We start from the raw sequence: 12,381 nt of genomic DNA, 5'->3' as shown, positions 1-12,381 counted from the left end.
ATCCCCTTCACGGTTGCCGTCACTGTCGCAGGCACCGTACCGGTAACAGACCCATCGTGTGTCAGCGTCGTCGTATAGGTGCCGTCTCCTGCATCTGTCACCGCACTCAGGCTGCCCGAGTCGGCCTTAAGGCTCACCGCCTGCCCCGGCAGCGTGTTGCCCTGACTGTCCTTCAGCGTCAGCACAATTTCGGCATGCTCGCCGGGTTCTATTGAACCGGTACTGGCCGTCAGGTCGGACTGTTCCGCATCCGGCGAATCCTGTAACCCTGCAAGCGCACCTTCGATCGGGATAAACTGCACCTCCGCTGACCGTTCCGTCTTCCCGCTTCTCGCCAGTACCTTAACAAAGCCTGCCAGCCGGGAAGCCAGTTTCAGGGACGCCCGTCCGTCCGCATCCGCATTTACCTCCCGCTCCTGTACCATACCGTCCGGATAGGTGGTGGTAAACGTCACTACCCTCGCCGTTTTCCCTGTCCTGCTACCTTCCACCAGGGTCGTCACTACAATTACGCTTTCCCCGTCTGCCGGCGCGCTCCGCTCACTGACCTGCAGAATGGTTTCTGCCGCCGTCTCTTGTTGCAGAACCGTCACCGTCAAGGTTTCAGCGAGGGAAAGGTTCCCCCGGCTGTCTTCCGCTACCGCCGTCAGGGTGTAGCGGTTTGCCTCATCTCCGGCATCGTTGTTATAAGACGGGAGGGTGAGCGTGTAGCGGTACTTGTCTTCCGCCACCAGACTCCCCCCTGCGCCGATCAGACTGTCTGCGGTCCAGTTCACCTTGCTGAGGCTGTGGCGACCTTTTGTGGTAACCATAATGGTTTTATTTTCTTTTTCATGAGCCGTGATGTTCTCTGGGTTCAGAGCAAGCGTGATAGTCGGTTGACGCCGATGCTCGCGGATAATACTGTGGCTGCGATCAACCAGGTCATACCGACCATTGTTAAGCTGGCGTAAGCCGGTCAGGCTATCTGCTGACAACTGCGAGGATAATGAATCCGACGGACGCCAGGTGAGCTGGAGGTTGGCGTTTGTGTCGTTCAGCCCCGCTTTCCCAGCCCTCTGCTCCAGCCCCACGCTGAGGAGCGGGAATGGTGTCCAGTTCACCCCAGCAGTCAGGGCATATGGGGCGTTATACCCTCGCCCGCCCCCGGACAGGGTCACATTCCCCCCTTGGTACTTTTCATATCGCAGCTCGGTACCGATTTGTGGGTATGTTGGTAACCATCCCTTCATTCGCACATCAAAGCCGTTTGCAGGACGCTCATCAAACCCTGTCATATCACGTGAATCCCGCCATCCACTCAACCGATGATAGAGGTTGCCGGAAAAATGTAGGTAATCCGTACGCGCCTCAGTGCCCACTCCAGTGCGCAAGTTGTTGCCCGTAAAATCCTTGTCCAGAAAGAGATTGACGCCGTATAGCCAGGAGGCAGTTCCCGGTAACCAACGGGCGCCTGCACCCAGATTTAGGGTGTTACGTTTATCCCCGTTACGTACCCCGGCTTGCATGAACCACAAGCTGTTTTCAGCTTCATAGACAGGCAACAACCAGTCCAGACTGCTGTTATTTAGAGTATTATTCTGATCGAGATTCAGAGCGGCTTTCACGGTACCGTACTGACCGAACCACCCCTCCAGTTTCTCATTTGCAGCGCTGGCAACAGCTGAACGAGCAAGGCCTGCCGCAGCACCGCCCGTGTCCGCACTACCCAGCAAGTTGCCCGCCGTGCGGGCATGCTCTGCCAGACGAGTTTCTGCTGTCCCGCTATCCTGTGTGCCGCCCCTGGAACGGGTCGCCGTGTCAGCATCATCCGCCGTGAGCGACGGAAGGCCAGAGCGGTTGTCGCCCAAAGGGGGAGTGATAAGAGACTCAGGAAAAGAGACCATCACCCCGGTTTTTTCCACGCCTGAGGCTGCCATCGCCACCGGAGGCACTGCGGCAGACAGCAGGGAAAATATCTGAAGGACAAGACAGAGCCTGGCCGTTTTCTTCAGAAGACCGGACGAAAAGAAGGTGCGCGGGTATTCAACGCTGGCGATAGTAAAGTGATTATGAGGGCTCACGGCTTCCCCCCGTTTCCGGCAGGGCACATATCTAACAAAAGATCAGTAAACACTCCCCTGTGCATCTGGTAAGTAAAGAGCCGCAGGGAAATAAAGCGAAACAGCAAACCCACAGGAAAAATACCGAGCTTTCCCGGAAGAGCGTTAAATACAGTAATGTTATCAGTGGCCACGTGTATCACCATAAAAGGCTAAAAGCCATTCCATAAATGGCAGAAATAGTTACACGCAAAATAAATCACCACCCTTTTTTTTAGTGTTATATTTTTAAAAACATAAAACATTTAGATGAAAAAAATAAAAAATAAAATAATAAAAATTAATTTGCTATTTATGCGTTATAAATCAATTGCCAGCCCCTGCTTCAGACGTGAGATTCCGCCGGTTGTTTCCGCCGCCTCGCAAAAAATACGGTAGAGAGGCACCACGACAACGCGCTTTTAGAAAGCTTTTCCAGCGACTGAAACTCGAACAGATAAAGGAAAAAATCGGCGGATCGCGGGAAGAAGATTCGCACAATAGTTTTGATTAAATCGGGATGACTTATGGCAGTAAGGGCCGACGTGATTCGTGCGATAAGATGTCGTCGGCAGAACATTAATGTTATCAAAGAATTGGGAGTGTCTAAGTTATCCGCGTCGATTCATGATTACCGACAGCTAAATATAAGCTATAGCGAGTGAACACCCACTACAGTTTATATAAGCTGTAACGTGTTAATCATGCAGCATGCATAAGCTATAGAGAGCACTTCACTTACTGTATCTTATATAACTTAACCGCCTTTATTCGGCGTTGACTTAGTAAATCATATAAAATATGGCATACCCAATAAGCAAGTGATCCCAAACAAGTCACTATAAGCTATAGAAAGCAAATAACGTCAAGAAGCGCATCCATGTATGTGGGAGTAATATGGGAAAAAAATTGCTGTAGAGGGTATAGCATAAGCTGTAGAGAGTACTGAGCATATCAATACCTTACTATAGACTGTGCTTGGATGCGGATTACTGGTTACAGCTTATTTGATTACTTACTACGGAATAGTTTTTCCAGATCGTCCATCGTGATTCCTAACTTTTTAAGGAGCTGGAGTTTTTCGCTGAGTTCAGGATCAAGGATGCTCGTAGAGCTCACTGACTGTCTGGGATTCTCTTCGCTTTCGTCTTTGGGGGCTTTTAGCTTAGGGCGGCGATAATGTACGTTGAACAGCACGCTACGACCCCGTTGCATCTCAGTGTAATCAAGATAACCAATCTCTTTAAGTTGCTCCATCGCCCGTCGAACGGTCTGATTTTGCGAGAAAATAGGTGATTTCAGGCTCAGCCTTGCACGTAAGCGAGCCAATGATATAGGAGCAGGATCTTTTGGTAGGCTTTCAATGAATGTATATAACGCCTGCGCTGATTCGCGGCGTTTCAATGCATTGATTGCCTTAAGCTGGAGAAGAACTTTTTTATCAAATTCATAGAGCTCGAATAAGCGAGGGTCTGCCTGCAGCACCACGATATCACGCTCAGTATCGTAAAATGCGGACTGTACCAAATGCGTTATGTATTCTTTGGTATGTTTTTCAGTCGTGCGTGAGAATGATATTACAGTACCCGCGATACGTTTTAATGAGGGGCTGATACGCTCCCTAAGCTTTCGTGAGGACTGACTGGATGGGATACCACAAAGTTTGGCAAATTCAACAAACGACAACTGAACCTTATCACCAATCACTTTATATTTAGCGAAGGAGTGAATAATACCGATCCAAGTTTTAAAATCATTATCCATGTCCAGCCTTGGACCCGTGATCTCGACTTTATCGAAACCCTCCGCTTTAGCGATTGACAAACGAGTAAGCTCATCAGTGGCATCAGTCTTAGATAATGTATTTTTATTACTATTTTTCAAAGACTTAAGCGTTGGGACGAAAACACCCAGCCGCATCAGTGCAACTGGCTGAACCGTATTATTAGCATTTGGAGTGAGCGTGATCAGCTCGCCAGTGGATTTATCCACTTCTTCAAACAGCTTTTTTAGATCTTTATTTTCGTTTTCCAAGACGAGCTCCAGATCTGTGGATCGTATAAATCATCCTGATTTAAAAAACATTGTAACTCGATGAAAAATTTTATGTTTTTAACGCGCGAGTTATACAAATGATTGCTGTAACTGTCTGATTATAGCTTATATTTTTTACTGATTATAGTATGATATATTCTCTTTGTAGTTTATATAATGCTTACCATAGCTTATTCTTTTCTCTCTACAGTTTATATAGATACCTTCTCAGACCAGTAATGGCGCGGTCCTCAGCGAACCGGGATCTTTTTGGATCTTATAATAGATCTACTTAGGATCACTAATATTTGGATCTACCTTGTGGATAAGTAGATAACTGTTCCTGAACGAAGTCCTGTGGCCTGCCCATACGCTCCTCCTATGCTCAAACTATAGGGCAGGATCGTGTCAGTCCATAATGTCGGTTTGTTTACCTTCATATTTTCCATTTCTCCAGCTTGCTGCAAATTCAGCCGGCGTCTGGTAATTCAGCGATGAATGAGGTCTGGACTCGTTATAGTCCTGCTGTAAGTATCCCACTTAAGCGAACCATTCACTTTTAGAGATCTTCCGACATACTGATTATGTCCCCCTGAGGAGATCACCATGCGTAAAGCCCGATTCACCGAACACCAGATCATTGCCGTTCTGGAGTCCATCGAAGCCGGACGTACCGTCAAGGATGTCTGCCGCGAAGCTGGTATCTCTGAGGCCTCGTACTACAACTGGAAAGCGAAGTTTGGCGGGATGGAAGCCTCTGATATCAAAAAGATGAAAGACCTGGAGGATGAAAACCGGCGCCTCAAACAGATGTTTGCTGATCTCAGCCCTGAATGCCGGGCCCTGAAAGACGTCATCGAAAAAAAGCTTTAACACCAGCGATAAAGCGTGAGCTGGTCAGCTATCTGATCGCGCAGTTTGCCATGAGCTTACGCCAGGCCTGCAGGACATTGTCGCTGAGCAGGACGGTATTTCGTTATCAGCCGGATACGCGACGTGATGAACCGGTGATTATGGCGCTGACCGTGGTGGCTGAACGCCATCCGCGATACGGATTTAAAAAGCTTTTTCAGGTCCTTTGCAGGCAGGGCAATAGCTGGAATCATAAAAGAGTTCACCATATTTACTGCCTGCTGAAACTGAATTTTCGCCGTAAGGGAAAGCAGCGCCTGCCGGTACGTAATCCGGCTCCGCTGGCCACGCCGGAAGCACTAAACCAGAGCTGGTCGATAGACTTTATGCACGATGCGCTGATCTGCGGCAGGCGTTTCCGGACCTTCAACGTGGTGGATGATTTTAACCGCGAAGCGCTGGCTGACGGAATACAACAGCAAGCGGCCTCATGATCCCTGAATAACCTGACGCCGGAAGAGTACCGGCTGATGGCTGACCCCCCGGAAATCTCAAAAAGTGCGTGGAACTAAAACGGGTGTGCTTACATGTTAATCAATGGGGAGCAGGTCAGGATCATATTCGGAGGCACAGGAAAATGAAATTGTTTGGGAGCTTTGGGTATTCAATTCCTGCGCTTATAGTCAAGTAATATATTCAAAAATAAAAAGCTAAACTCTTTTCAGTTAGAAAATTTTAATTTGTCTTATTTTCTTTTAGTTTATTGCACAATTTCATATTTATAACTACGTTATTCTCGACATTTGTCAAACTTAACATTAAGGATTTTTCAATGAAAAAAGTATTGTTAGTTTCTGCTTTAGCCTTGAGTGTGACTTCTTTTGTCTGCAACGCCTCTGAAGCTTCTAATGTGCATGAGGAGGCGGCTAAAGAACACGAAATGGTCGCTCAGCACCATAAAAAAATAGCGAAACTGCATAAAGAAGGTCAGCATGAAGAGGCTAAAAAAGAAGCTTCAACTGCTATCAAAGAATCAAGCAGTGCACATGAAAAAACAGTGGGCGCGGAAGCAGCAAGCGCCAAGCAATAAATCATTCCTTTATTATAAAGAATAGCATTGATCATAGTGTTGATTTTTCAAACCACGATTCGATGATTTCTGTTCTGGTTTGTCTGTCCTTGAATGGACAGACAACGAAATTGACAAAGAACAGAATAAAAATAGTATTTAACATACTATGTAAAATTTTTAATTAAAAATAAAGGTTATAATTTTTTAAGATAAAAATTATATCGTTAATTTTCCATTTCTTAAGGGGTTTTTATGAGTGTATTTAGCCCATCCAGTGCAGATGAATATCAGAAAAAAATTCAATCACCTAATTTTAACCTTATTGTGGTGTATTTTTATGCATCCTGGAGTGGTACTTGTTCAACTATCTCCCCGAAATTCGAGGATGCAAGCACAAAATACGATGATGTATTTTTCATAAAAATTGACGTTGAGGCTAACGATTTTGATGTGCTTGCAGATCGCACATATAATGTAAATGTTGTTCCAACATTTACATTTATCAAAAACAACATGGTGCTGACTAGCTTTAATGGAGCAAACTACGAGAAATTAATATCAACAATAGACAAATATAAATAATAGGCATTGACGAGTATGACGATATCTTTGTTTGTTAAATCAGTTTTTGTTTTACGGGCGGGTTTTCTGATTATGTTACTTACTTTTACAGTTCCGTTATATGCTAAAAATGAAACATCAATGGAGAGAATTAAGCGAACAAAAGTTTTGAGGGCTGGAGTGATTTCTGGTGCAATCCCATATTTCGATAAAAATAATATAACCAATAAATGGACTGGTTTTGGATCTGATCTTTCCAGAAAATTTGCTCAACATCTTGGTGTTGAAGTAAAATTTATTGAAACAACATGGGGGAACGCCGTCATGGATTTGCAATCAAATAAGATAGATATAATGTTTGGTATGGCTGAAACCCCAGCACGTCGCAATATGATTGATTTCTCGTCACCTGTTTTTCAGAATACTTATACTATGTTGTGCAAAAAAGGATATCCAGTAAAAGATTGGCATGAATTTAATTCAAGTGATGTAAAAGTTTCTGTAGACTTAGGCTCATCAATGGACAATTTCATTACGCCCATGCTTCCCATGGCAAAAATCATGCGTTTCGATAGCACTACTAAAGCAACTATGGCCTTACAAGCAGGACGAGTAGATTGTCAGGTTCTGGTCATATTACAAGCTCAATCACTGCTTAATAAATATCCAGATATTGGTTCAATACAAGTTCCAAATCCTATTCTTACAGCTCCAGTTTCAATAGGCCTGCAAAGAGAAATTAATCCTGACTTTAAAGATTCAATAAACTCCTGGATTGAAAGTGAGAGAGCGAATGGTGATATAAAAAATGTAATTTTAAAAAATGCTAAGGAGTTATCGGGCATTGAACCGGATGATTTTCCTGCCTCTATTAAATTCTAATAAGTTGCGTTATGACATTCTATCAGTGGGATTTTTCATTTTTGCCAGAATATAAAAATCTATTCATTACTGGAATTATGTATACTTGTATTTTTACAGTTATACCTGTAATTTTAGGGTTTATTATTGGGATTGTGGTAGCCTTGCTAAGATGCTCGAGTGAAGTTAATTTTTATGTTCAACTTCTCATCCGATCATACGTTGAAATATTCAGATGTACGCCAGTTATGGTTCAGCTTATCTGGGTATATTATGCATTTCCTGTTTTAACGGGGTTGCAAATCTCTGCTATATCAGCTGCTCTATTTACCCTTTCCCTGTATGGCGGCGCTTTTTATGCTGAAATATTACGTGGCGGAATTTTATCATTAGGAAGAGGACAAAGTGATGCTGCGAAATCGTTAGGAATGAGTTCTTTTCAGGTTATATGTTATGTAATAACGCCTCAGGTTTTAAAAAATTCGACACCATCTTTAATTAATCAACTCATATTGCAGTTAAAGAATACGTCATTGTTATCAGTACTGGCTCTTCCTGATTTACTTTACCAAGGTCAAGTCATAGCCCATGACACCTATCGACCACTGGAGGCTTATTCTTTTATAGCTGCCATATATTTTATTATTTTATTCCCCTTTACAATAATCTTGCAAAAATATGAAAGAAAAAATAAATAACTATATAATTATCCCGCGAACAATCGCCACCAGTTAGAATTGTAAGCATACCTGCAAAACGGCCCATTCACTTTTAAAGATCTTCCGACATACTGATTATGTTATGCCCTCCTGAGGAGATTACCATGCGTAAAGCCTGATTCATCAGACACCAGATCATTACCGTTCTGAAGTCTGTCGAAGCCGGATGTACCAGAGAAATTGGCCGCATTGAGTGAGCCCTGTTTATGCTCGACGGGTTCGCAATCCTGAAGGGAAATAGTTTTCTGTAAACGGCTGGCTTTCTCTCCCTTAGAGGGGGAAAGTGGCCCTGGCAACCAGTACAATGACAGCGCTCACGCCACCTGAAATGATATGCGTCCGGCTGCCACTGATGATTGCAACTGCCATAGCCAGAAGAAGGGTGGACGGTTACCCATACTGAAACCCGGAACGACAGGAAAGGGCGGCAATCAGCTCATCCATCGTCCCTCCTCCCTGCTTCAGTCTGCCATGCAGATGTTCAACGTCACGCTCACTGAAGCCGGCATTCCGTAAGTTTTTTCGTTGGTGCCCATCATGTTCTCCCTTTTTCTGCCAAAGTATTTACAGAGTTGACGCTCAACGGTACGGATTCATAATAGGGCTGTGCTGTATTCGCTGAGCTCACCGTAAGTGGGGGGAAATTTCTGGGCAGTCAGCTCTGAAGGTACAGTCTCACCAGACCGAAAACCATGAGATGAATGATGTAGGCCACGTAAAAGAATGACGCCGGCATAAACCGGTTTTCCGTTCCCGCTGCCGGTGAGGTGGCCATACTGACCGCCGCTGCCGGCAGCAGAACCGTGGGCAGTATGGCCAGCACGGCGACGGTAACCGGAATGGTCAGAAAATGCTGACTGTTCAGCGCAAGCAGCGCAATGAAGGCGGCGGCTCCGGCCGTAAGCCTGTGCCGGAATGACGTGTTGTGCAGGAAGATGGCCAGCGCCAGCGCCAGTACCAGCCCCGGCACGCCGTAGCTTGCGACTGACAGTGGCCACGTCATCAGGGCAAGCAACAATATGCCGCCCGTCATTCCTGCCAGACGATACCGGTGATGCCAGGCAAGCAGCTGCGTGACACCGGCGAAGACAAACAGAATGTTGAGGGCGTACCACGGGTCGTGCCCCCTGAACGCCAGACTGAATGCCGGCTGGGTGACCACAGCCCGGAGCCACATCCGGTTTGCCCTTAACTGCAGACGCTCCGGCCGGAGCATCACATTGCGTGCCCATATCAGCACGAACAGCGGAAACGCCAGTCTCCCCAGCGCATAGAGTTCCGGTCGGGGATGCGTCAGCAGCAGGGTGTTGACGTGGTCTGCCAGCATGGCAGCCAGCGCCGTCAGTTTTAGCCGATCGGCGGCTCCCGGACTGATGGCCAGCCAGCGGTGCATTCGTGATATCAGGCTTATCTTCGTTGAGCTGAGAAACTGTGTCATTTATTTCCTTTTCTGGTCTACCCACACGAAAAATATTGTCCTGAATACGCTTCTGATTGCCGTACGGCGACGTAATCCTCAAAAAGAGGTGCTGGTTCATTTTGATCAAGGTAGTCAGTACACAAGCCATGAGTGGCAGCCGTTCCTGATATCATACGGGCTGGAGGGCAGTATGAGCCGTCGCGGCAACTGTCACGACAACGCAGCTGCAGAAAGTTTTTTCCAGCTACTGAAGCGCGAACGGATAAAGAAGAAGATCTACGGAACGCGGGAATAAGCCCACAGTGATATTTTTGATTACATCAAAATCTTTTATAGCAGTAAGTGTCGGCATGGTCCGAGTGATCTGATGCCACCTACGGAATATGAAAATCAATATAATCAACGGCTCACAAGTGTCTAGATTATCCGTGGCGATTCAGAGCATTGGTATGACCGCAAGAAAAATACTCAATGCAATTGTCATTTCTCTATCCTTTACCGCATTCGTTCACTTGCAAGATTATATACATCGCTGCGTTCACGCTTGCCAACAGCAACGACAGCAATAATTAACTCATTATCGATCACCTGATAAACCAGACGAAAACCCGACGCACGAAGTTTTATTTTGTAGCAGTCCTTTATCCCTCTAAGTTTTGCTGAAGGGATATGAGGATTTTCACTGCATTTTTTTAGCTTCTTGGCAAATTGCTGCTGAATGGTCTTATCCAGCTTTTGCCACTCTTTCAGTGCATCTTCCCTGAATTTAACTGCGTAGCTCATAGATAGCTATCCAGATCCACGTCGAGTAGCTGCTGGTTGCTGCGTTCTGTTACCAGTTTCACCAGTTCCTGGTCATCCAGGGCATCGAGCATTTTTTCATACAGCTCCGCCGGGACACAGTAAAAAGCGGGCTGGTTGCGGTTCAGGATTGCAACTGGAAAACCGTTCCCTGCGCTGACTGTAGCCATCGGGTTTTTTTTCAGTTCACTGACACTGGCGCTGGTTTCGCTCAGGATGATGCTGGGCATATGACACCTCATAAGACTGTTTAACAGGTCATATAGTATGAATATAAAAGACCTGTTATCAAGTCTTTTTGATTTGAAGAAGGAATGTCCCAGAGGACTTAGTGCATAACCCTAATGACGTTATAAGCGACATTGCGTGAAGGATCTCGAATGACGGGTGAGAGTCGTGATTGCACAGTTCTGACATTCACCGATAGTAGTCTGGTCAGAATTACCGTAGTGTCCAAATAAGTCAGAGAATTAGATGATATGCGCATTCTCGCTCGGAGCTTTCTTGACGATTATAATGGCTTTGCACTGGATCACTCCTGACCGAGCCGCTTGGTGATCTGCTATCCAGGACATCAATTCCGTAGGCGACTTCATCACACAGAAAAGGAACCTGTTCTGTATGGTCATGAAACTTGTCCGAAAGAAAGCTCCCCGGGGCGGTCTCATCCGCTGGCTGGACGACGACGAAGAAACGGCCATCAAGAACGTTGCCGGGCGGCGGGTTTCCACAGGGCGTGAGCAGTACGAGCTAGCGGAAAAGGTGCTCCGGGAGATGCGTCAGCGGGAAACTTGGCTGCAGTGTGACTGTGTGCCGGGCGATTCACCGGCGATGAACAGCGCCAACCTGATGCAGGACACTGGGACGCTTTTCCTGTCCGGGTTTAACCATGAGCATGCGCCTGACTGCGCGATGTACCGTCCGTTCAGTGGTGATGCCGGTGCCACTTCTTCCGGAACCCGGAAAACTGCCGGCAGCCGTCGCATCAGTTACCGGGATTTTCTGCCGCTGGATGACACCGACACCCGGATTAAGGCACCGGGGCGTCCGGTCGCACCGGCAGATGATCGCACCCGCCGTACGCGCCGCTCGCGGATTGCGCGCCTGCTGCTTTCCCTGATTGAGGACGCTGGACTTAACCGTCTGGCCACGTTGCATCCCCTTCCCTCCCGGGGTGTCATGGATTCCATAAATGCGCTTCGGACTGTCACCGAAAATATCGAGTTTATCCGCGGTCGTAAGCTTTCGGAGATAGTACGTTTTTCACCGGCTATGAGTGAGAACGGCAGGAAGAAGCTTATGCAGGAACTGGAGCGCCCGGATACTCACTGGCCAGCGGGCAAGACGAGGATGTTCTTTCAGATTTTTATGTCCGATCAGGTCACCCGAGATGAAGTCCTGTTTCGCTGGCCTGGGGGAGAACTGCCGTTTCGTCCTGAGCGCGGGGTCAGCATTAATGGCGAAGCGCAGGACGGTGCACGACCGCCTTACTGGGTCATTCTGGCCTTCCGACGGGGAATCGACGGCATGGTTATCTGCAGTGAAGGGTATGCGCATGCCCTCTTCCGCCGTGGATGTCCGCTACCGGTCGACAGCGGTCTTGAGCGTACCACTCTCGAAAGTCTGTCTGAAGTTGCGGTCTGGCTGGCCAAAAAACCGGGCACACCGGCGCTGAGCCTGGAAAAACCGCTCTTTGATACCGAGGTTAATGTTGATGGCGAAAAAGGATTTGTGCTGCCGGATTTCATTATTACAGCCAGCAAGCCAGGTGGAAAACAGCATACTGTAGTGGTCGAAACGATGGGGTACACCGACGATGACTACTGTGTGAGAAAAGCGGAACAGCACAAAGGAATGCGTCAGCTGGGGTTACTTCAGACAGACCCTCCCCGCTGGCCACTGGAACTTGATAAAACTTTCTCGAGACATGTTTTTGGCATATTCATGAATCTTGACGATTGAATGATAAGCCTCCGCAGA

Annotated in this window: 10 protein-coding genes and 3 pseudogenes; 7 read left to right on the top strand and 6 right to left on the bottom strand. The window is 46.9% G+C overall.

The genetic code is table 11. The features are described 5' to 3' along the window. The 3 genes and pseudogenes from BM427_RS24385 to BM427_RS25610 all read right to left on the bottom strand — a co-directional run. Positions 1-2,063: inverse autotransporter beta domain-containing protein (locus BM427_RS24385; protein ID WP_175539152.1), on the bottom strand; the 2,063-nt coding region annotated here is incomplete at its 3' end. A gap of 1,029 nt (positions 2,064-3,092) precedes the next feature. Next, positions 3,093-4,085, bottom strand: coding sequence for a RepB family plasmid replication initiator protein (locus BM427_RS24375; RefSeq protein ID WP_244316523.1), 993 nt, complete (start codon positions 4,083-4,085; stop codon positions 3,093-3,095). 438 nt (positions 4,086-4,523) lie between these two features. Then, positions 4,524-4,643: pseudogene (locus BM427_RS25610) on the bottom strand (integrase core domain-containing protein); the annotation flags it as partial. A 78-nt stretch (positions 4,644-4,721) separates the two neighbouring features. Between BM427_RS25610 and BM427_RS24370 the strand changes: the two are divergent. The 5 genes and pseudogenes from BM427_RS24370 to BM427_RS24350 all read left to right on the top strand — a co-directional run. Then, positions 4,722-5,431 (top strand): annotated as a pseudogene (locus BM427_RS24370) (transposase); the annotation flags it as partial. Positions 5,432-5,799: 368 nt separating this feature from the next. Then, positions 5,800-6,057 carry a hypothetical protein gene (locus tag BM427_RS24365; protein WP_090127048.1) on the top strand — a complete coding sequence of 86 codons (258 nt, stop codon included), beginning with the start codon at positions 5,800-5,802 and terminating at the stop codon, positions 6,055-6,057. A gap of 234 nt (positions 6,058-6,291) precedes the next feature. Next, positions 6,292-6,621 carry a thioredoxin family protein gene (locus tag BM427_RS24360; protein ID WP_090127046.1) on the top strand — a complete coding sequence of 110 codons (330 nt, stop codon included), beginning with the start codon at positions 6,292-6,294 and terminating at the stop codon, positions 6,619-6,621. A 15-nt stretch (positions 6,622-6,636) separates the two neighbouring features. Beyond that, positions 6,637-7,482, top strand: a complete 846-nt coding sequence (locus tag BM427_RS24355) for a transporter substrate-binding domain-containing protein (RefSeq protein WP_217647362.1) — start codon at positions 6,637-6,639, stop codon at positions 7,480-7,482. Between the two features lie 11 nt (positions 7,483-7,493). Further along, entirely contained in the window at positions 7,494-8,159 is a 666-nt protein-coding gene (locus tag BM427_RS24350) for an amino acid ABC transporter permease (RefSeq protein ID WP_090127045.1), read from the top strand. Positions 8,160-8,835: 676 nt separating this feature from the next. Here BM427_RS24350 and BM427_RS24340 read toward each other — a convergent pair. Further along, a complete protein-coding gene (locus tag BM427_RS24340; RefSeq protein WP_090127043.1) occupies positions 8,836-9,618 on the bottom strand; it encodes a TraX family protein in 783 nt (260 codons plus the stop codon). Between BM427_RS24340 and BM427_RS24335 the strand changes: the two are divergent. After that, a pseudogene (locus BM427_RS24335) lies at positions 9,614-10,021 on the top strand (DDE-type integrase/transposase/recombinase); the annotation flags it as partial. The gene BM427_RS24340 and the pseudogene BM427_RS24335 overlap by 5 nt on opposite strands. Before the next feature lie 74 nt (positions 10,022-10,095). Here the strand turns inward: BM427_RS24335 and BM427_RS24330 are convergent. Both BM427_RS24330 and BM427_RS24325 read right to left on the bottom strand, forming a co-directional pair. Next, complete coding sequence (locus BM427_RS24330; RefSeq protein WP_090127026.1) at positions 10,096-10,383, bottom strand: type II toxin-antitoxin system RelE family toxin; 288 nt, start codon at positions 10,381-10,383, stop codon at positions 10,096-10,098. After that, complete coding sequence (locus tag BM427_RS24325; RefSeq protein WP_090127024.1) at positions 10,380-10,631, bottom strand: type II toxin-antitoxin system Phd/YefM family antitoxin; 252 nt, start codon at positions 10,629-10,631, stop codon at positions 10,380-10,382. Before BM427_RS24325 ends, BM427_RS24330 begins: the two co-directional genes overlap by 4 nt. A 391-nt stretch (positions 10,632-11,022) precedes the next feature. On the opposite strand from BM427_RS24325, the gene BM427_RS24320 reads away from it, so the two are divergent. Next, positions 11,023-12,363 (top strand): DUF8534 domain-containing protein, encoded by a 1,341-nt coding sequence (locus tag BM427_RS24320; RefSeq protein ID WP_090127022.1) that lies wholly within the window; start codon positions 11,023-11,025, stop codon positions 12,361-12,363. Positions 12,364-12,381: the final 18 nt, after the last annotated feature.

Source organism: Kosakonia arachidis (genome assembly GCF_900116535.1).
Classification (GTDB): domain Bacteria; phylum Pseudomonadota; class Gammaproteobacteria; order Enterobacterales; family Enterobacteriaceae; genus Kosakonia; species Kosakonia arachidis.
Note: the sequence above shows the minus strand (reverse complement) of the source record. Positions and strands in the feature narration are given on the sequence as shown.

Excerpts from the sequence above, each read along its gene's own strand:
- BM427_RS24365 (WP_090127048.1), top strand. The coding sequence starts at position 5,800 with ATGAAAAAAGTATTGTTAGTTTCTGCTTTAGCCTTGAGTGTGACTTCT.
- BM427_RS24360 (WP_090127046.1), top strand. The coding sequence starts at position 6,292 with ATGAGTGTATTTAGCCCATCCAGTGCAGATGAATATCAGAAAAAAATT.
- BM427_RS24355 (WP_217647362.1), top strand. The coding sequence starts at position 6,637 with ATGACGATATCTTTGTTTGTTAAATCAGTTTTTGTTTTACGGGCGGGT.
- BM427_RS24350 (WP_090127045.1), top strand. The coding sequence starts at position 7,494 with ATGACATTCTATCAGTGGGATTTTTCATTTTTGCCAGAATATAAAAAT.
- BM427_RS24340 (WP_090127043.1), bottom strand. The coding sequence starts at position 9,618 with ATGACACAGTTTCTCAGCTCAACGAAGATAAGCCTGATATCACGAATG.
- BM427_RS24330 (WP_090127026.1), bottom strand. The coding sequence starts at position 10,383 with ATGAGCTACGCAGTTAAATTCAGGGAAGATGCACTGAAAGAGTGGCAA.
- BM427_RS24325 (WP_090127024.1), bottom strand. The coding sequence starts at position 10,631 with ATGCCCAGCATCATCCTGAGCGAAACCAGCGCCAGTGTCAGTGAACTG.
- BM427_RS24320 (WP_090127022.1), top strand. The coding sequence starts at position 11,023 with ATGGTCATGAAACTTGTCCGAAAGAAAGCTCCCCGGGGCGGTCTCATC.